Below are 19,418 nucleotides of genomic sequence, written 5' to 3'. Positions count from 1 at the left end.
ATTCGGCGAAGCACCTCCCGATGAATCGGAAATGAGCGGCCGGTCAGACCGGCTCAGAACTTCTGATAAAGTCGGAACCGCCGGAAAGGGAAACGCGAAAGCGGGAACCTGGAAAGCACCGAGGAAATCGGATCGGAAAGATCTGATAGAGTCGGAAACGCAAGACCGAAGGGAAGCGCCCGGAGGAAAGCCCGAGAGGGTGAGTACAAAGGAAGCGACCGTTCCTTGAGAACTCAACAGCGTGCCAAAAGTCAACGCCAGATATGTTGATACCCCGACCTGATCGGTTCGATCGGGTTGAGGTTCCTTTGAAATAACACAGCGAGGACGCTGTGAACGGTCGGACTATTCCTCCGACTGTTCCGCTCTCGTGGTGTCACCCGATTACGGGTAAACATTCACGGAGAGTTTGATCCTGGCTCAGGACGAACGCTGGCGGCGTGCTTAACACATGCAAGTCGAACGATGAACCACCTTCGGGTGGGGATTAGTGGCGAACGGGTGAGTAACACGTGGGCAATCTGCCCTGCACTCTGGGACAAGCCCTGGAAACGGGGTCTAATACCGGATACTGATCCTCGCGGGCATCCGTGAGGTTCGAAAGCTCCGGCGGTGCAGGATGAGCCCGCGGCCTATCAGCTTGTTGGTGAGGTAATGGCTCACCAAGGCGACGACGGGTAGCCGGCCTGAGAGGGCGACCGGCCACACTGGGACTGAGACACGGCCCAGACTCCTACGGGAGGCAGCAGTGGGGAATATTGCACAATGGGCGAAAGCCTGATGCAGCGACGCCGCGTGAGGGATGACGGCCTTCGGGTTGTAAACCTCTTTCAGCAGGGAAGAAGCGAAAGTGACGGTACCTGCAGAAGAAGCGCCGGCTAACTACGTGCCAGCAGCCGCGGTAATACGTAGGGCGCAAGCGTTGTCCGGAATTATTGGGCGTAAAGAGCTCGTAGGCGGCTTGTCACGTCGGTTGTGAAAGCCCGGGGCTTAACCCCGGGTCTGCAGTCGATACGGGCAGGCTAGAGTTCGGTAGGGGAGATCGGAATTCCTGGTGTAGCGGTGAAATGCGCAGATATCAGGAGGAACACCGGTGGCGAAGGCGGATCTCTGGGCCGATACTGACGCTGAGGAGCGAAAGCGTGGGGAGCGAACAGGATTAGATACCCTGGTAGTCCACGCCGTAAACGGTGGGCACTAGGTGTGGGCAACATTCCACGTTGTCCGTGCCGCAGCTAACGCATTAAGTGCCCCGCCTGGGGAGTACGGCCGCAAGGCTAAAACTCAAAGGAATTGACGGGGGCCCGCACAAGCGGCGGAGCATGTGGCTTAATTCGACGCAACGCGAAGAACCTTACCAAGGCTTGACATACACCGGAAAACCCTGGAGACAGGGTCCCCCTTGTGGTCGGTGTACAGGTGGTGCATGGCTGTCGTCAGCTCGTGTCGTGAGATGTTGGGTTAAGTCCCGCAACGAGCGCAACCCTTGTCCCGTGTTGCCAGCAAGCCCCTTCGGGGGTGTTGGGGACTCACGGGAGACCGCCGGGGTCAACTCGGAGGAAGGTGGGGACGACGTCAAGTCATCATGCCCCTTATGTCTTGGGCTGCACACGTGCTACAATGGCCGGTACAATGAGCTGCGATACCGCGAGGTGGAGCGAATCTCAAAAAGCCGGTCTCAGTTCGGATTGGGGTCTGCAACTCGACCCCATGAAGTCGGAGTCGCTAGTAATCGCAGATCAGCATTGCTGCGGTGAATACGTTCCCGGGCCTTGTACACACCGCCCGTCACGTCACGAAAGTCGGTAACACCCGAAGCCGGTGGCCCAACCCCTTGTGGGAGGGAGCTGTCGAAGGTGGGACTGGCGATTGGGACGAAGTCGTAACAAGGTAGCCGTACCGGAAGGTGCGGCTGGATCACCTCCTTTCTAAGGAGCACTTCTTATCCAGGCTTTGCTTGGTTCAGAGGCCAGCATGCGAGCGAACGTCTCGCACTGGTTGCTCATGGGTGGAACGTTGACTACTCGGTTCAGACCACGGGTCGGTGGCTGCTAGTACTGCTCTTCGGAGCGTGGAACGCATGATCACCGGGCGGGACTGGGCCGGGCACGCTGTTGGGTGTCTGAGGGAATGATCTTCCTTCAGTGCCGGCCCCAGTGCACTCGGGATGTGGTCCCGGGGTGATGGGTGGTTGGTCGTTGTTTGAGAACTGCACAGTGGACGCGAGCATCTGTGGCCAAGTTTTTAAGGGCGCACGGTGGATGCCTTGGCACCAGGAACCGATGAAGGACGTGGGAGGCCACGATAGGCCCCGGGGAGTCGTCAACCAGGCTTTGATCCGGGGGTGTCCGAATGGGGAAACCCGGCAGTCGTCATGGGCTGTCACCCGCTGCTGAACACATAGGCAGTGTGGAGGGAACGCGGGGAAGTGAAACATCTCAGTACCCGCAGGAAGAGAAAACAACCGTGATTCCGGGAGTAGTGGCGAGCGAAACTGGATGAGGCCAAACCGTATACGTGTGAGACCCGGCAGGGGTTGCGTGTGCGGGGTTGTGGGATCTCTCTTCTACGGTCTGCCGGCCGTAGGGCGAGTCAGAAACCGTTGATGTAGGCGAAGGACATGCGAAAGGTCCGGCGTAGAGGGTAAGACCCCCGTAGTCGAAACGTCAGCGGCTTGCTTGAGAGACACCCAAGTAGCACGGGGCCCGAGAAATCCCGTGTGAATCTGGCGGGACCACCCGCTAAGCCTAAATATTCCCTGGTGACCGATAGCGGATAGTACCGTGAGGGAATGGTGAAAAGTACCGCGGGAGCGGAGTGAAATAGTACCTGAAACCGTGTGCCTACAAGCCGTGGGAGCGTCGCGCAGGGACTTGTCCTTGCGTCGTGACTGCGTGCCTTTTGAAGAATGAGCCTGCGAGTTTGCGGTGTGTTGCGAGGTTAACCCGTTGTGGGGTAGCCGTAGCGAAAGCGAGTCCGAACAGGGCGGTTGAGTAGCACGCTCAAGACCCGAAGCGGAGTGATCTAGCCATGGGCAGGTTGAAGCGGAGGTAAGACTTCGTGGAGGACCGAACCCACCAGGGTTGAAAACCTGGGGGATGACCTGTGGTTAGGGGTGAAAGGCCAATCAAACTCCGTGATAGCTGGTTCTCCCCGAAATGCATTTAGGTGCAGCGTCGTGTGTTTCTTGCCGGAGGTAGAGCACTGGATAGGCGATGGGCCCTACCGGGTTACTGACCTTAGCCAAACTCCGAATGCCGGTAAGTGAGAGCGCGGCAGTGAGACTGTGGGGGATAAGCTCCATGGTCGAGAGGGAAACAGCCCAGAGCATCGACTAAGGCCCCTAAGCGTACGCTAAGTGGGAAAGGATGTGGAGTCGCACAGACAACCAGGAGGTTGGCTTAGAAGCAGCCACCCTTGAAAGAGTGCGTAATAGCTCACTGGTCTAGTGATTCCGCGCCGACAATGTAGCGGGGCTCAAGCGTACCGCCGAAGTCGTGTCATTGCAGCATGACGGCTAACGCCGGCTGTGATGGGTAGGGGAGCGTCGTGTGCCGGGTGAAGCAGCCGCGTAAGCGAGTTGTGGACGGTTCACGAGTGAGAATGCAGGCATGAGTAGCGATACAAACGTGAGAAACGTTTGCGCCGATTGACTAAGGGTTCCTGGGTCAAGCTGATCTGCCCAGGGTAAGTCGGGACCTAAGGCGAGGCCGACAGGCGTAGTCGATGGATAACCGGTTGATATTCCGGTACCCGCTGTGAAGCGTCAAACATCGAGCATCGTGATGCTAAGGCCGTGAAGCCGCCCTGGATCCTTCGGGTGAAGGGGAGTGGTGGAGCCGCTGAACCAAGCGGTTAGTAGGTGAGTGATGGGGTGACGCAGGAAGGTAGTCCATCCCGGGCGGTGGTTGTCCCGGGGTAAGGGTGTAGGCCGTGCGGTAGGTAAATCCGTCGCACACAAGGCTGAGACCTGATGCCGAGCCGATTGTGGTGAAGTGGATGATCCTATGCTGTCGAGAAAAGCCTCTAGCGAGTTTCATGGCGGCCCGTACCCTAAACCGACTCAGGTGGTCAGGTAGAGAATACCGAGGCGTTCGGGTGAACTATGGTTAAGGAACTCGGCAAAATGCCCCCGTAACTTCGGGAGAAGGGGGGCCACACCTGGTGATGATCTTTACGGTCTGAGCTGGGGGTGGCCGCAGAGACCAGCGAGAAGCGACTGTTTACTAAAAACACAGGTCCGTGCGAAGCCGTAAGGCGATGTATACGGACTGACGCCTGCCCGGTGCTGGAACGTTAAGGGGACCGGTTAGCTTGGATTCGTCCAGGCGAAGCTGAGAACTTAAGCGCCAGTAAACGGCGGTGGTAACTATAACCATCCTAAGGTAGCGAAATTCCTTGTCGGGTAAGTTCCGACCTGCACGAATGGCGTAACGACTTCTCGACTGTCTCAACCATAGGCCCGGTGAAATTGCACTACGAGTAAAGATGCTCGTTTCGCGCAGCAGGACGGAAAGACCCCGGGACCTTTACTACAGTTTGATATTGGTGTTCGGTTCGGCTTGTGTAGGATAGCTGGGAGACTTTGAAGCTCGCACGCCAGTGTGGGTGGAGTCGTCGTTGAAATACCAGTCTGGTCGTGCTGGATGTCTAACCTGGGTCCGTGATCCGGATCAGGGACAGTGTCTGATGGGTAGTTTAACTGGGGCGGTTGCCTCCTAAAGAGTAACGGAGGCGCCCAAAGGTTCCCTCAGCCTGGTTGGCAATCAGGTGTTGAGTGTAAGTGCACAAGGGAGCTTGACTGTGAGACCGACGGGTCGAGCAGGGACGAAAGTCGGGACTAGTGATCCGGCGGTGGCTTGTGGAAGCGCCGTCGCTCAACGGATAAAAGGTACCCCGGGGATAACAGGCTGATCTTCCCCAAGAGTCCATATCGACGGGATGGTTTGGCACCTCGATGTCGGCTCGTCGCATCCTGGGGCTGGAGTCGGTCCCAAGGGTTGGGCTGTTCGCCCATTAAAGCGGTACGCGAGCTGGGTTTAGAACGTCGTGAGACAGTTCGGTCCCTATCCGCTGTGCGCGTAGGAGTCTTGAGAAGGGCTGTCCCTAGTACGAGAGGACCGGGACGGACGAACCTCTGGTGTGCCAGTTGTTCTGCCAAGGGCATGGCTGGTTGGCTACGTTCGGGAGGGATAACCGCTGAAAGCATCTAAGCGGGAAGCCTGCTTCGAGATGAGGACTCCCACCCACTTGATGGGGTAAGGCTCCCAGTAGACGACTGGGTTGATAGGCCAGATATGGAAGCGCCGTAAGGTGTGGAGTTGACTGGTACTAATAGGCCGAGGGCTTGTCCTCAGTTGCTCGCGTCCACTGTGTTAGTTCTGAGGCAACGAACAGTTGCCGGCTTTCGAGCTGAACAGAACAATTGAAGAGTGTGCTTGTTCGCTCGAAACCATTAGGGTTTCGGTGGTCATAGCGTAGGGGAAACGCCCGGTTACATTCCGAACCCGGAAGCTAAGCCTTACAGCGCCGATGGTACTGCAGGGGGGACCCTGTGGGAGAGTAGGACGCCGCCGAACAATCTTTGGAAAGGACCCTTGGTCCCCAGCGTTCAGCTGGGGACCAAGGGTCCTTTCGTTTTTCCAGGGCGCGCCGGGTACCCGGCTGCGCGAGAATGACCTGCGGTACCGAAGACAGGAGTCACCCATGTCCACCAACTCTCCCGACGACCGACCGGAGCGCGATCAGCGGCGACGGGACAGTGGTGGCCGTGGTGACCGTTCCGGTCAGCGCGGGGACCGCGGCGGTTTCCGTCGCGACAACGACCGTGGTCGCGGTCCTGATCGCGGTGGGTTCCGACGGGACGACCGTCGAGGCGATGACCGTCGAGGTGACGACCGAGGGGGCCAGCGCGGCTTCCGTCGTGACGACCGTCGTGATGACCGGCGTGACGACAACCGTGGTGGCGGGTACGGGCGTCGCGATGACCGGGACCGTGGGCCGCGACGTGATGACCGGGACCGTGGCGGGGACCGTGGGTTCCGTCGTGACGACCGTGGTGGTGACCGCCCCTCCTTCCGCCGTGACGACCGTGGTGGTGACCGCCCATCCTTCCGCCGTGACGACCGTGGTGGTGACCGCCCCTCCTTCCGCCGCGATGACCGTGGTGATGACCGCCCCTCGTACCGCCGCGACGACCGTGGTGGCTTCGGCCGGCGCGACGACAGCCGTGGGGGCGACCGTGGCGGGTTCCGCGGCAGGGACGACCGCGGGGGGTTCCGAGGCCGCGACGACCGCGGCGGACGTGGTCCCCGGCGTGACGACCGAGGCGGGCGACCCGGTGGCTTCCGTGGGCGGGACGACCGGCAGGGCGGCGGTGGCCGCTTCCGCGAGGAGCGGGACCGGGACCGGGATCGCGAGCCCATCAAGCGTCTGCCGATCCCCGAGGAGGTCACGGGCGACGAGATCGACAAGGACGTACGGCAGGAGCTGCAGAGCCTGCCCAAGACGCTCGCGGAGGACGTCGCCAGGAACCTCGTGATGGTCGCCCGGCTCCTCGACGAGGACCCGGAGGCGGCGTACGGCTACTCGAGGGTGGCCCTGCGTCTGGCGTCCCGTGTCGCCGCCGTACGCGAGGCGGCCGGGTTCGCGGCGTACGCCAACCAGAAGTACAGCGAGGCCCTGGCGGAGTTCCGGGCCGCGCGCCGGATGACCGGCTCCGTGGAGCTGTGGCCGGTGATGGCGGACTGCGAGCGTGGACTCGGTCGGCCGGAGAAGGCGCTGGACATGGCCGGTGCCTCCGAGGTGCACAAGCTCGACAAGGCCGGTCAGGTCGAGATGCGCCTCGTGGCGGCCGGCGCCCGGCGCGACATGGGCCAGCTGGACGCGGCCATCGTGACGTTGCAGAGCCCGGAGCTGGCCTCCAACTCCGTACAGCCCTGGACGGCGCGGCTGCGGTACGCCTACGCCGACGCGCTGCTGGCCGCCGGCCGGGAGCGGGAGGCGCGGGAGTGGTTCGCGAAGGCCGTCGAGTCCGACCGGGACGGCAGCACGGACGCCTCCGACCGGCTGGCCGAGCTGGACGGAGTGGAGTTCATGGACGCCCTCGACGAGGGCGAGAGCGACGCGGGGAGCCAGTCCGTGGAAGACGCGGACGGCGACAAGGACTGACGTCCGCCAAGTGACGACGAAGGGGCGGGACCGGTACCGGTCCCGCCCCTTCGTCGTCACGGCTCGCGGCCCGTCACAGGTCCAGCGCGCGCAGCACCAGGCCCGAGGCAGGCTTGGGGCCGAAGGACGTCGACTTCCGGGGCATCGTCACGCCCTGCTGGGCCAGCTCGCGTACGACCTCCTCGCGGACGGGGTGCATCAGTACCGCCGTACCGCCGTCGCGTTCCGCCTTCTCCGCGGTGGCCGCCGTGTCGTGGATGTAGGAGACGTGGGCGGCGGAGTCGTCCGGGATGCGCCAGACGTGGGCCAGGAGCGTGGCGTGCAGGACGGTGGCGTCCAGGGTGCGCCACGCCTGAGGGCGGTCGGTGGGGACCGTGCGGTCCAGCAGGGCGGGGTCCGGCCGGTCGACGAGGTGGAAGGAGCCGTCACCGGCGAGCAGGAAGGCGTTGCCCGACTCGGCCGTCTTCGCCAGGTCCTCCATGGCCCGGGTCAGGGGGCCGTCGAGGCGGCGGACGCGGAAGTGGCCGTCCAGGGCGGCGACGGCGTCGTCCACCGGAAAGCCGTGCAGCAGGCGGTGGATGGCGCGGACCCGCAGCGGGTAGCGGGCCGTGTCGACCAGGAGGACGAGGCCGTGGTCCCAGGGGCTCGGGGAGGGGTGATCCGCGCGGAGCGTGCGGTAGGTGGCCCAGCGGTGGTGGCCGTCGGCGATGAGGGCCTGGTGCCGCGCCAGCTCCGAGCGGACACGGGCCAGGTCCTCGGCGTCGGTGAGCGACCACAGGCGGTGGCAGTAGCCGTCCTCCGTGGTCGTCGACAGCAGCGGCGGCCGTTCGGCGGTGCGTTCCACGACGGTCGTCGTGGCTGCCGTGGCGCCGTCGCCGCGGTAGGTGAGGAGCAGGGGTTCGAGGTTCGCCGAGGTGGCCCGCATGAGGGCCGCGCGGTCGGCGACGACGTGCGGCATGACGTCCTCGTGCGGGAGCACGACCTGCTCGGCGGGGTCGGACACGCGCAGAGCACCGATGATGCCGCGTTGCAGCATGCCTTCGCCGTCGCGCTGCTCGTAGACGTACAGGCCGGGCTCGGGGTCGGCGGTCAGTACGCCCTCCGACCTCCAGCGCCGCAGGGTCTCGGCGGCCTGTTCGTTGCGGGCCTCGGGCGTGGCGGCCTGGGGGAGGATCAGGCGGACGATGTTGTGCGGGTCGGCGGACTCGAGGTGGAGCAGGCCGTCGGGACGGACCACGACGTCGTAGGGCGGGGACGTCACGGCGGCCAGGCTGCCGACCCGGTCTGGGTCGTATCGGAGGCCTCGGAACGGGGTGAGTTCCAGGCCCCGGCGCGCCGTTGCTTCCGGGTGACCTGCTGTGTTCATCCCGGCATCGTACGTGTGTCAGTGGCATGGGGGATGATCGGGGGAAAGGCGTCGAACGAGGAGCGATGTGCAATGAGCCGGAGCGTCAGGACGAGGCCCGAGGGCTGTGGGCGGAGCCTGGGCGAGGCGTACGACACGGCGCTGCTCGACCTGGACGGGGTGGTGTACGCGGGGGGTGAGGCCATCGCCCACGCGGTCGAGTCGCTGTCCACGGCCCGCGCGGGCGGCATGCGCCTGGCGTACGTCACGAACAACGCGCTCCGGACTCCCGACGCGGTGGCCGCGCACCTGACCGAGCTGGGCATACCGACGGGCGCCGCCGACGTCATCACGTCGGCGCAGGCGGTGGCCCGGCTGATCGCCGAGCAGGTGCCGTCGGGCTCACGGGTGCTGGTGATCGGCGGTGAGGGGCTGCGGGTCGCCCTGCGGGAGCGGGGCCTGGAGCCGGTGGATTCGGCGGAGGACGATCCGGCGGCCGTCGTGCAGGGCTTCGGCGGGCCCGAGCTGCCGTGGGGGCGGTTCGCGGAGGCCTGCTACGCGATCGCGCGGGGGGTGCCCTGGTACGCCTCCAACACGGACCTGACGATCCCGGGCGCCCGGGGCATCGCACCGGGCAACGGCGCGGCGGTGGAGGTCGTCCGGATCGCCACCGGCGCCGAGCCGCGGGTCGCGGGCAAGCCGTTGCCGCCCATGCACCGGGAGACGATCCTGCGCACCGGCGCGCAGCGGCCGTTGGTGGTGGGGGACCGGCTGGACACGGACATCGAGGGCGCGTTCAACGGCGAGGTCGACTCGCTGCTCGTCCTGACCGGGGTGACCGACGGGGCGCGGCTGCTGGCGGCGCCGCCGCACCACCGGCCGACGTACGTCGACGCCGATCTGCGCGGGCTGCTCGGCGGGCAGCCGGAGGTCACGGAGGACGGGAGTGAGGGCTTCCGGTGCGGCGGCTGGACGGCGACGGCCGGCGCCGAGCGACTGGAGCTCGAGGGCGACGGCGCGGTGCTGGACGGGCTGCGTGCGCTGTGCGCGGCGGCCTGGACGGCGGGCGGGGAGGAGGGGTGTGCGCTGGATTCCGGGAAGCCGCTGGCGCGACTGGGGTTGTGAGCCGCCGTACGGGGCAGGAGCCCGGCTGCGAACGGAGACGTTCCGGGCGGCATCGGCGTCCTCGGGATCGTGATCGATTGGCAGGGTAGGCTAACCTAACCGCGTGTTGGTCGACAGTCCCCCCGAACAGCGCGCGGAGACCGCCCCCGCGCCGCCCCCGAAGCGCCGTGTCGTACGTGCCGTCGGGCTGCCCGTCTCGGCAGCGGTCCTGGTGTTCATCGCGTTGGCGAGCCTCGCGGTCGGCGCGAAGGACCTGTCCCTGGCGCAGGTCTGGCACGGCCTGTTCCACGACACGGGCACCTACAGCGACGTGGTCGTCGGCGAACGGCAGTCGCGGACCGTGCTCGGTCTGCTCGCGGGGGCCGCGCTCGGGCTCGCCGGAGCCGTCCTCCAGGCGCTCACCCGCAACCCGCTGGCCGACCCCGGCCTGCTCGGCATCAACGCGGGCGCCTCCGCGGCGGTCGTCACGGCCATCACCTTCTTCGGCGTCACCTCCCTGACCGGGTACGTGTGGTTCGCGTTCGCCGGGGCGGCGGGTGTGGGCGCGCTGGTCTGGTTCCTCGGCGGCAGCAGGGGGGCCACGCCGGTGCGGCTCGTCCTGGCCGGCACCGCGATCAGCGCCGCGCTCTTCGGCTACCTCCAAGCCGTGATGATCATGGACGACGCTGCGCTGGGCCGGATGCGTTTCTGGACGGTCGGGTCGCTGTCCTCGGCGACCGACGACACCATCATGGAAGTGCTGCCGTTCTTCGTGGTGGGCACGATCCTCGCCCTCGCCCTCTCCCGGCCCCTCAACGCCATGGAGATGGGCGACGACACCGCCAAGGCGCTCGGCGCCAACCTCAACCGCACCCGGGCGCTGTCCATGCTGGCCGCGACCGTGCTGTGCGGGGCGGCGACCGCCGCCTGCGGGCCGATCGTGTTCGTCGGTCTGATGGTCCCGCACATCGTCCGTTCCTTCACCGGGCCCGACATGCGCTGGATCCTGCCGTACGCCGCGATCCTGTCGCCCGTGCTGCTGCTGGGCGCCGACGTCCTCGGCCGGATCGTCGCCCGGCCCTCCGAGCTTCAGGTCGGCATCGTCACCGCCGTCCTGGGCGGCCCGGTCTTCATCTATCTCGTACGACGGCGGAGGACGGCCCAGCTGTGACCACGAAAGCCGTGAGGAAGAACCGTGCCGTGCGCAGTCCCGGCGGGCTGTCCTTCCGCCTCGACGTGCGGGCCACCGTCGTCGTCGCCCTGCTGCTGCTTCTCGCGCTGGCCGCGAGCGTCCTGCTGATCGGCACCGGCGACTTCGAGATACCGGCCGCCGATGTGCTCAGGACCCTGGTCGGCGGCGGCAACGCGAGCCAGGAGTTCATCGTCAACGAACTGCGGCTGCCGCGGGTCCTGGTCGGGCTTCTGGTCGGCGCCGCGCTGGGGATGGGCGGCGCGCTGTTCCAGGCCATCTCCCGCAACCCGCTCGGCAGCCCGGACGTGCTCGGCCTCGGGCAGGGCGCGACGGCCGGCGCCCTGACCATGATCGTGCTGTTCTCCGGGACCTCGGCGCAGGTGACCGGCGGCGCGCTCGTCGGCGGCCTGGTGACCGGCCTCGCCATCTATCTGCTCGCCTGGAAGCGGGGCGTGCACGGCTACCGGCTGGTTCTGGTCGGCATCGGCGTCTCCGCGATCGTCACGGCCGTCAACGGCTACCTGCTCACCCGGGCCGACATCGTCGACGCCTCCCGCGCGGTGGTCTGGATGACCGGCTCCCTCAACGGCCGCGACTGGGACCAGGTCTGGCCCCTGCTCGTGCTGTGCGCCGTGCTCGTCCCGCTGGTCCTCACCAACGGTCGCGCGCTGCGGATGATGGAGATGGGCGACGACGTCTCGTACGCCCTCGGAGTGCGCGTCGAGCGCGTGCGGGCCCTGCTGATGGTGGCGGCCGTGCTGCTCACCGCCGCCGCCACCGCCGCGGCGGGACCGGTCAGCTTCGTGGCGCTCACCGCGCCGCAGCTCGCCCGGCGCCTGACCCGCTCGCCCGGCCCCAACCTGCTGCCGTCCGTGTGCATGGGCGCCGCCCTGCTGGTCTCGGCCGACTTCGTCTCGCAGCGGGCCTTCGGCGCCGACCAGCTGCCCGTGGGCGTCGTCACCGGCGTGCTCGGCGGCGTCTACCTGCTGTGGCTGCTGGTCACCGAGCGCAAGGCGGGCCGGATATGAGCGCCGGCACCGGCGACCGCAGCGGGCTGAACAACCAAAGGAGCAACGTGAACCGCCTGACCGCCGAGAACGTCACCCTCGCCTACGACCAGCGGGTCATCGCGGAGAAGCTGTCGGTGGAGATACCCGACAACTCCTTCACGGTGATCGTCGGCCCGAACGCCTGCGGCAAGTCGACCCTGCTGCGCGCCCTGTCGCGGATGCTGAAGCCCACCCAGGGCCGGGTGCTGCTCGACGGTTCCGTCATCCAGTCGATGCCCGCCAAGCAGGTCGCCCGCACCCTCGGTCTGCTGCCCCAGTCGTCCATCGCCCCCGACGGCATCACCGTCGGCGACCTCGTCGGCCGCGGCCGCTACCCGCACCAGGGCATCCTGCGCCAGTGGTCGACCGAGGACGAGCGCGTCGTCCAGGAGTCGATGGCCCAGACCGGCATCGCGGAGCTGGCCGACCGCTACGTCGACGAACTCTCCGGCGGACAGCGCCAGCGCGTGTGGATCGCCATGGCCCTCGCCCAGCAGACCCCGCTGCTCCTGCTCGACGAGCCGACGACGTACCTCGACATCCAGCACCAGATCGACGTCCTCGACCTGTGCGCGGAGCTCCACGAGGAGCAGGGCCGCACCCTCGTCGCCGTGCTGCACGACCTCAACCACGCCGCCCGGTACGCCACCCACCTCATCGCCCTGCGCGGCGGGGAGATCATCGCCGAGGGCGCGCCGAAGGACATCGTCACCGCCGACCTGGTGGAGCGGGTCTTCGGGCTGCGCTGCCAGGTCATCGACGACCCCGAGACGGGTACGCCGCTGGTGGTGCCGGCCGCGCGCAAGGCACGGGGCGGCGGTCGAGCGGAGCTGGAGAAGGTGGCGGCTACAGAAGCTTCCTGAGGCGGAACAGGTCGCGCAGGCCCGCCTCCAGCTTCACCCGGCCCGAACCCCAGGCCCTGGCGAAGTTCAGCTCGCCGGCGACCAGGGCGACCAGGTCGTCCCCGGTCATCGCCAGCCTGATCTCGGCCTTCTCGCGCGGCGGGCCCTCCAGGGTCTCGCGCACGTCGATCCGGCCGTCCGCCATGCGTCCCGCGAAGGTGACGTCCAGGTCGGTGATGTGGCAGCTCACCGTGCGGTCCAGCTCGGCGGCGGACCGCACGTCCCCTTCGGCGTCGCCCATGTTGTCCGAGAGCTTCTCGAGTGCGGCGCGGCACTCCTCAGTCGTCGCCATCGGGACCGACGGTACCCCAGCGGTACGCGGTAGCGTCGGGGCATGAACGACGCAGTACCGGAACCGGAGGCACAGGAGGCCGGCGGGGCGGCGGCCGAGGCGCACGCGCCGGAGCATGCCCCCGCCGCCCCCGCCCCCCTGGACGTCCCGTGCACTCCCACCGGGAACGCCGAGGTGGACGCCCGGCTGTCCCGGCTGGCCGACGCCGACCACCTGACCACGGACGGACATGTCGAGGTGTACGAGGATGTACACCGGGGGCTGCGTGACGCGCTGACCGCGCTCGACGCCCGCCCGGGACCTGCGGTCCCGCCATCGCCGTACGAAAACAGGAGCTGAACCGAACGTGGCAGGAGTCGCACGCCGCCGTCTCGACGCGGAGCTGGTCCGCCGCAAGCTGGCGCGCTCGCGCGAGCACGCGAGCCAGCTGATCGCCGCCGGCCGGGTCTCCGTCGGCAAGACCGTCGCGACCAAGCCGGCCACGCAGGTGGAGACCGCCGCCGCGATCGTGGTGAGCGCCGACGACAGCGATCCCGACTACGTCTCGCGCGGCGGCCACAAGCTGGCCGGCGCCCTCGCGGCCTTCGTGCCGCAGGGGCTCGTCGTCGAGGGCCGGCGGGCGCTGGACGCCGGCGCGTCCACCGGCGGCTTCACCGACGTACTGCTGCGTGCGGGCGCCGCGCACGTCGTCGCCGTCGACGTCGGCTACGGGCAACTCGCCTGGTCCCTCCGGCAGGATGAACGCGTCACCGTCAAGGACCGTACGAACGTACGCGAGTTGACGCCGGAAGCGATCGATGGGGAGCCCGTGGACCTTGTCGTGGGGGATCTGTCCTTCATCCCGCTCGGACTGGTACTGCCCGCCCTGGTGCGGTGCACCCGGCCGGACGCCGACCTGGTGATGATGGTGAAGCCTCAGTTCGAGGTGGGCAAGGAGCGCCTCGGCAGCGGGGGAGTGGTGCGCAGTGCGCAGCTGCGCGCCGAGGCCGTGACGGGGGTCGCCCGCAGGGCCTGGGAGCTGGGGCTCGGTGTGAAGGGGGTCACCGCCAGTCCGCTGCCCGGACCCTCCGGGAACGTCGAGTACTTTCTGTGGCTCCGGGCCGGTGCCGGTGAACTGGACCCGGCCGACGTTGACCGTGCAGTGGCGGAGGGGCCGAGTTGACACAGAACCGAGCGCGTACTGTTTTCCTGCTCGCCCACACCGGGCGTCCCGCGGCCATCCGCAGCGCGGAGCTCGTGGTCAAGGGGCTGCTGCACGCCGGGCTCGGTGTGCGCGTCCTGGAGGCCGAGGCGTGCGACCTGCCGCTGCCGGAGGAGGTGGAGCTGGTCGGGGAGGCCACCCCGCAGTGCCTCGACGGGTGCGAGCTGCTCATCGTGCTCGGCGGTGACGGGACGCTGCTGCGCGGCGCCGAGTTCGCCCGTGCCTCCGGGGTGCCGATGCTCGGCGTCAACCTGGGCCGGGTCGGGTTCCTCGCGGAGGCCGAGCGCGACGATCTCGACAAGGTCGTCGACCGGGTGGTGAACCGGGCGTACGAGGTCGAGGAGCGGATGACCGTCGACGTCGTCGTGCACCGCAACGGCGACATCGTGCACACGGACTGGGCGCTGAACGAGGCGGCCGTGCAGAAGGCCGGTGCCGAGAAGCTGCTGGAAGTCGTGCTGGAGATCGACGGACGGCCGGTGACCGGGTTCGGCTGCGACGGCATCGTGCTGTCGACGCCGACCGGGTCTACGGCGTACGCCTTCTCGGCCGGGGGGCCGGTGGTCTGGCCCGAGGTGGAGGCGCTGCTGATGGTGCCGATCAGCGCGCACGCGCTGTTCGCGAAGCCGTTGGTGACGTCGCCGGATTCCGTGCTGGCGGTGGAGGTGCTGCCCCATATCCCGCCGGGTGTGCTGTGGTGTGACGGGCGGCGGACGGTGGAGTTGCCGCCGGGGGCGCGGGTGGAGGTCCGGCGGGGGGCGGTGCCGGTGCGGTTGGCCCGGTTGCACCATGCGTCTTTCACCGACCGGTTGGTGGCGAAGTTCGCTTTGCCGGTTTCCGGATGGCGTGGCGCTCCGCACTAGCGGACTCGATGGGGTGGTTCGGCACGTCGCGGAGGGCGGGCGCGTCGCGGCCGGTCGCGCAGTTCCCCGCGCCCTTGGGGCGGCATGCACTCGCGGGGGTGACATGAGTGGCCTGTGTGCGCTTCCTGCCCTGGACCTCGTATGGTCGTGTCCGTGCTTGAGGAGATGCGGATACGGTCGCTGGGAGTCATCGACGACGCCGTGGTCGAGCTGTCGCCCGGGTTCACCGCTGTCACCGGTGAGACGGGTGCGGGCAAGACCATGGTGGTCACCAGCCTCGGGCTGCTCCTGGGCGGCCGCGCGGACGCGGCGCTGGTACGGATCGGGGCCAAGAACGCGGTCGTCGAGGGGCGCATCGCCGTGCCCGACGACGCGGCGGCGGCGGTGCGGGCCGAGGAGGCCGGGGCCGAGCTGGACGACGGGGCGCTGCTGATCAGCCGTACCGTTTCCGCCGAGGGCCGCTCGCGCGCGCACCTGGGCGGACGGTCGGTGCCGGTGGGGATGCTCGCCGAGCTGGCCGACGAACTGGTGGCGGTGCACGGGCAGACCGACCAGCAGGGGCTGCTCAAGCTGACCCGGCAGCGGCAGGCGCTGGACCGGTACGCGGGTGACGCGGTCGCCGGGCCGCTCGCCAAGTACGCCGAGGCCTACCGGCGGCTGCGGGCCGTCGCCCGTGAGCTGGAGGAGATCACCACGCGCGCGCGTGAGCGCGCCCAGGAGGCCGATCTCCTGCGCTACGGCCTCGACGAGGTCGCTGCGGTCGAGCCGCGCGCCGGCGAGGACGCGGAGCTGGCGGAGGAGGCGGAGCGGCTCGGCCATGCCGAGGCGCTCGCGTCGGCCGCCACCGCCGCGCACGCCGCGCTGGCCGGCAATCCGGAGGACCCCGAGGGCGTCGACGCCTCCACGCTGGTCGCGGGCGCGCAGCGGGCCCTGGACGCCGTACGGGCGCACGACCCGGCGCTGGCCGCGCTCGCCGAGCGGATCGGCGAGGTGGGCATCCTGCTGCGGGACGTGGCCGGGGAGCTCGCCGGGTACGCCGACGACCTGGACGCCGACCCGCTGCGGCTGGCGGCGGTCGAGGAGCGGCGGGCCGCGCTCACCGCGCTGACCCGGAAGTACGGCGAGGACGTGGCCGCCGTGCTGACCTGGGCCGAGCAGGGCGCCGCGCGGCTGACCGAGCTGGACGGCGACGACGAGCGGATCGGTGAGCTGACCGCCGAACGGGACGCGCTCAGAACGGAGCTGGGCGGGCTGGCGCAGGCACTGACGGACGCGCGGACGGAGGCCGCCGAACGGTTCGCCGCCGCGGTCACCGCCGAGCTGGCCTCGCTCGCCATGCCGCACGCGCGCGTGTCCTTCGCGATCCGGCAGACGGAGGACCCGGAGGGCGTCGAGGTCGGTGGGCGCACGGTCGCCTACGGGCCCTCGGGCGCCGACGAGGTCGAGCTGCTGCTCGCCCCGCACCCGGGCGCGCCGCCCCGGCCGATCGCCAAGGGGGCGTCCGGCGGTGAGCTGTCGCGCGTGATGCTGGCGGTGGAGGTCGTGTTCGCGGGCACGGACCCGGTGCCGACGTACCTCTTCGACGAGGTGGACGCCGGTGTCGGCGGCAAGGCGGCGGTCGAGATCGGGCGGCGCCTGGCACGGCTCGCGAAGAACGCGCAGGTCGTGGTCGTCACGCACCTGCCGCAGGTGGCGGCGTTCGCCGACCGGCAGCTGCTGGTGGAGAAGACGAACGACGGGTCGGTGACCCGCTCGGGCGTCAAGGTCCTGGAGGGCGAGGAGCGGATCCGCGAGCTGTCCCGCATGCTGGCGGGCCAGGAGGACTCGGAGACGGCCCGCGCGCACGCGGAGGAACTGCTGGAGACGGCGCGGTCGGACGCGTAGGCGGGTCCGGGCGGCCGTGCGGTCGCGGCCGCGGTCGTGGCGGTGAGGGGCCGGCAGACCGTCGGCCACCGGGCGGGCGCCCGAAACGCCGCGTCCGGCGTCGGGACGCATGTCCCGGCGGGGCCCGGCGGCGCGTGCGCACGGCGCGGCCGGACGCACAGGTGGTCCGGGCGGGCTTCCGCGGCGGTAGGTCCCGGTCTCCGGCCGCGCGGGCGGGGCGACCTGCCCGGCGGGTTCGGCGGCACCGCTGCCGTCCTGGAGCGGGCTGACGTCCGGCGGAGGGGCGGAGGACGGGTCCCGTAGGGTGGCCCGATGATCGACCGTGTCCCCCAAAACGGCTCCTCCCTCGTCCTCGCCGCCGCCCTCGCGCGGACCGGCCTGACCGCGCTGCGTGCCGTGGCGCCGGGCGGCCGGGCGCGGTGGGAGCGGAGGAACCACGCCGGGCGGACCGTGGACCTGTACGCCGGGCCCGCGTGCGCGCTGGCGGCTGCCGTGGGGACGGCGCGGGTGCGGTCCGGTGTCGGACTCGCGGTACTCGCCGCGGGGGCCTGCGGGGCCTACGACGATGTGGCGGGCGCCGGTGACTCCCGGCGGGGTTTGCGGGCGCATCTGGCGGCGCTGCGGGACGGTGAGGTCACCAGTGGGACGGTGAAGCTCTTCGGGATCTCCGCGGCCGGGCTCGCCACCGGCGCGGTGCTGAAGGAACGGCCGCTGGACAAGGTGCTCGCGGGCGTCGTCGTGGCGGGGGCCGCGCACTTCGTCAACCTCGTGGACGTACGCCCGGGACGGGCCGCGGCGGCGGTGCTCGCGCTCGGGGCGCCGGGGCTGCTGCGGGAGGGGCCCGGGGCGGAGACGGCCGCCGTCGCCATGGGCGCCGCCGCGGCCGTACTGCCCGACGACCTCGCCGAGCGCACCATGCTCGGTGACACGGGGGCACACGCGCTGGGCGCGGCCCTGGGCGCCGCGGTGGTGGCCGGCAACGGCCGCGCGGGGCTCGCCGCGCACGCCGTCGCGCTCGTGGCCGCGGCCGCGTGCGGGGAGCGGGTGAGCGAGGCGGCACGTTCACTCGGGTGAGTGAACCGGCCCCGTCCCGTTGCCCGGACGGTCGCCCACGCGCGGCGGCCGTCGTTCCCGGAACACCCGTACGGCCTGGCATCCTTGACGGAGTGACGCCCGGGCCAGCACGCGGCGCACCCTCCCCGACCCATCGTTCTGTACGTTCTTCGTGACCGTCCCCGCCGAACCAGGAGCCCCGGCCAGGTGACCCCCGTGAGCAGCCTCGCACCGCACGGCCAGTCGCAGTTGCGCACCGTGCAGGTGCTGGGCGGCGGCAACGCCGGCAGCAGCGCGCACGTGCGCTCCCTGGCCGCGGGGCTCGTCGCACGGGGCGTGAACGTGACGGTGTGCGCCCCCGACGATGCGGAACGCACCTACGACTTCACCGGCACCGGAGCCGACCACGTGCACGTCCCGCGCAGCAGCGACCCGGTCTCCGTCGCCGCGCTGCGGGCGGTGTGCGCGGACGCCGACCTGGTGCACGCGCACGGGCTGCACGCCTCCTTCCGTGCCGCGCTCGCCCTCGGCGGGCGGCGGGTCCGCACGCCGTTCGTCGTGACCTGGCACGACCGCGTCCGTGCCGAAGGAGCCCGCGCCCACCTGCTGCGCGTACTGGAACGGCGGGTGATGAAGTCCGCCACCGTGGTGCTCGGCGCCACCTCGGAACTGGTCGACGGCGCCCGCCGGACGGGCGCGCGGGACGCCCGGCTCGCCCCCGTCGCGCTCCCCGCCCGGCCCTGCGGCACCGGCGAGTCCGACGACCCGGACGGGAGACGTCCGAAGATCCGTGCCGAACTCGGCGCTGTCGACCGTCCGTTGCTCATCGCCGTCGGCTCCCTGGAGCCGCACCGGGGCTACGACGTCCTGCTCGACGCCGCGCGTGCGTGGCGCGGCCTCGACCCGGCCCCGCTGGTCGTCGTCGCCGGGGAGGGCCCGCTGCGCGCCGAGTTGCAGCGCAGGATCGAGACCGAGAGGCTGCCGGTGCTGCTCATCGGCAGCCGCGACGACGTCACCGACCTGCTGGCCGCGGCCGACCTCGCGCTGCTGCCGAGCCGCCGCGAGGCACGCTCCGTCCTCGCCCAGGAGGCCCTGCACGCGCGCGTGCCGCTGGTCGCCGGCGCCGTGGGCGGCGTCCCCGAACTCGTCGGCGAGGCCGCCGAACTCGTCCCGGACGGGGACGCGGAAGCGCTGGCCGAAGCCGTCGTGCGCCTGCTCGGCGATCCCGGGCGGTGCGAGGAACTGCGCGACGAGGGAGTGCGGCAGGCGGCCACCTGGCCGACGGAGGACGAGACCGTCGCCCAGGTGCTCAGTGTCTACGACGAGTTGACCCGGCCCACGCCGCTGCTGTGAGGAGTCCGAG

General features: G+C 69.2%; 14 protein-coding genes and 3 rRNA genes. 15 read left to right on the top strand and 2 right to left on the bottom strand.

Annotated elements, in window-relative coordinates; all coding sequences use genetic code 11:
• Window positions 1-397 precede the first annotated feature (397 nt).
• From M6G08_RS33550 to M6G08_RS33530, 5 genes are all read left to right on the top strand, one after another.
• Window positions 398-1,928 (top strand): 16S ribosomal RNA (locus M6G08_RS33550).
• Between the two features lie 306 nt (window positions 1,929-2,234).
• A 23S ribosomal RNA gene (locus M6G08_RS33545) occupies window positions 2,235-5,355 on the top strand.
• A gap of 107 nt (window positions 5,356-5,462) precedes the next feature.
• Window positions 5,463-5,579: ribosomal RNA gene (gene rrf, locus M6G08_RS33540) — 5S ribosomal RNA — on the top strand.
• Together the 16S, 23S and 5S rRNA genes form the textbook arrangement of a ribosomal RNA operon.
• Before the next feature lie 191 nt (window positions 5,580-5,770).
• Entirely contained in the window at window positions 5,771-6,541 is a 771-nt protein-coding gene (locus M6G08_RS33535; protein WP_272591503.1) for a hypothetical protein, read from the top strand.
• Complete coding sequence (locus M6G08_RS33530) at window positions 6,433-7,170, top strand: tetratricopeptide repeat protein (RefSeq protein ID WP_272591502.1); 738 nt, start codon at window positions 6,433-6,435, stop codon at window positions 7,168-7,170. The genes M6G08_RS33535 and M6G08_RS33530 overlap by 109 nt, the downstream gene beginning before the upstream one ends.
• Before the next feature lie 73 nt (window positions 7,171-7,243).
• Here M6G08_RS33530 and M6G08_RS33525 read toward each other — a convergent pair whose 3' ends face one another.
• Window positions 7,244-8,536: a DUF1015 domain-containing protein gene (locus tag M6G08_RS33525; RefSeq protein ID WP_272590891.1), complete on the bottom strand. Its 1,293-nt coding sequence runs from the start codon at window positions 8,534-8,536 to the stop codon at window positions 7,244-7,246.
• A 72-nt stretch (window positions 8,537-8,608) separates the two neighbouring features.
• Between M6G08_RS33525 and M6G08_RS33520 the strand changes: the two genes are divergently transcribed.
• The 4 genes from M6G08_RS33520 to M6G08_RS33505 all read left to right on the top strand — a co-directional run bounded on the left by M6G08_RS33520 (window position 8,609) and on the right by M6G08_RS33505 (window position 12,723).
• Window positions 8,609-9,640 carry an HAD hydrolase-like protein gene (locus M6G08_RS33520; protein ID WP_272590890.1) on the top strand — a complete coding sequence of 344 codons (1,032 nt, stop codon included), beginning with the start codon at window positions 8,609-8,611 and terminating at the stop codon, window positions 9,638-9,640.
• A 103-nt stretch (window positions 9,641-9,743) separates the two neighbouring features.
• A complete protein-coding gene (locus tag M6G08_RS33515) occupies window positions 9,744-10,790 on the top strand; it encodes a FecCD family ABC transporter permease (protein ID WP_272590889.1) in 1,047 nt (348 codons plus the stop codon).
• A gap of 11 nt (window positions 10,791-10,801) precedes the next feature.
• Window positions 10,802-11,839, top strand: a complete 1,038-nt coding sequence (locus M6G08_RS33510) for a FecCD family ABC transporter permease (RefSeq protein ID WP_272591501.1) — start codon at window positions 10,802-10,804, stop codon at window positions 11,837-11,839.
• Entirely contained in the window at window positions 11,836-12,723 is an 888-nt protein-coding gene (locus M6G08_RS33505) for an ABC transporter ATP-binding protein (RefSeq protein ID WP_272590888.1), read from the top strand. Before M6G08_RS33510 ends, M6G08_RS33505 begins: the two co-directional genes overlap by 4 nt.
• Here M6G08_RS33505 and M6G08_RS33500 read toward each other — a convergent pair.
• Complete coding sequence (locus tag M6G08_RS33500; protein WP_272590887.1) at window positions 12,707-13,054, bottom strand: SCP2 sterol-binding domain-containing protein; 348 nt, start codon at window positions 13,052-13,054, stop codon at window positions 12,707-12,709. The genes M6G08_RS33505 and M6G08_RS33500 overlap by 17 nt on opposite strands.
• Before the next feature lie 42 nt (window positions 13,055-13,096).
• Between M6G08_RS33500 and M6G08_RS33495 the strand changes: the two genes are divergently transcribed.
• The 6 genes from M6G08_RS33495 to M6G08_RS33470 all read left to right on the top strand — a co-directional run bounded on the left by M6G08_RS33495 (window position 13,097) and on the right by M6G08_RS33470 (window position 19,408).
• Window positions 13,097-13,393: a hypothetical protein gene (locus M6G08_RS33495; RefSeq protein ID WP_272590886.1), complete on the top strand. Its 297-nt coding sequence runs from the start codon at window positions 13,097-13,099 to the stop codon at window positions 13,391-13,393.
• 7 nt (window positions 13,394-13,400) lie between these two features.
• Entirely contained in the window at window positions 13,401-14,216 is an 816-nt protein-coding gene (locus M6G08_RS33490) for a hemolysin (protein ID WP_272590885.1), read from the top strand.
• The gene (locus M6G08_RS33485; RefSeq protein WP_272590884.1) at window positions 14,213-15,118 is read left to right on the top strand and encodes an NAD kinase; all 906 of its coding nucleotides are present in this window, start codon (window positions 14,213-14,215) and stop codon (window positions 15,116-15,118) included. The genes M6G08_RS33490 and M6G08_RS33485 overlap by 4 nt, the downstream gene beginning before the upstream one ends.
• Before the next feature lie 141 nt (window positions 15,119-15,259).
• A complete protein-coding gene (recN, locus tag M6G08_RS33480) occupies window positions 15,260-17,002 on the top strand; it encodes a DNA repair protein RecN (protein ID WP_272590883.1) in 1,743 nt (580 codons plus the stop codon).
• Window positions 17,003-17,314: 312 nt separating this feature from the next.
• Complete coding sequence (locus M6G08_RS33475; protein ID WP_272590882.1) at window positions 17,315-18,076, top strand: hypothetical protein; 762 nt, start codon at window positions 17,315-17,317, stop codon at window positions 18,074-18,076.
• A gap of 186 nt (window positions 18,077-18,262) precedes the next feature.
• Window positions 18,263-19,408 (top strand): glycosyltransferase family 4 protein, encoded by a 1,146-nt coding sequence (locus M6G08_RS33470; protein WP_272590881.1) that lies wholly within the window; start codon window positions 18,263-18,265, stop codon window positions 19,406-19,408.
• Window positions 19,409-19,418 lie beyond the last annotated feature (10 nt).

Origin of the sequence: Streptomyces sp. M92 (genome assembly GCF_028473745.1) — a bacterium.
GTDB lineage: Bacteria > Actinomycetota > Actinomycetes > Streptomycetales > Streptomycetaceae > Streptomyces.
Note: the sequence above shows the minus strand (reverse complement) of the source record. Positions and strands in the feature narration are given on the sequence as shown.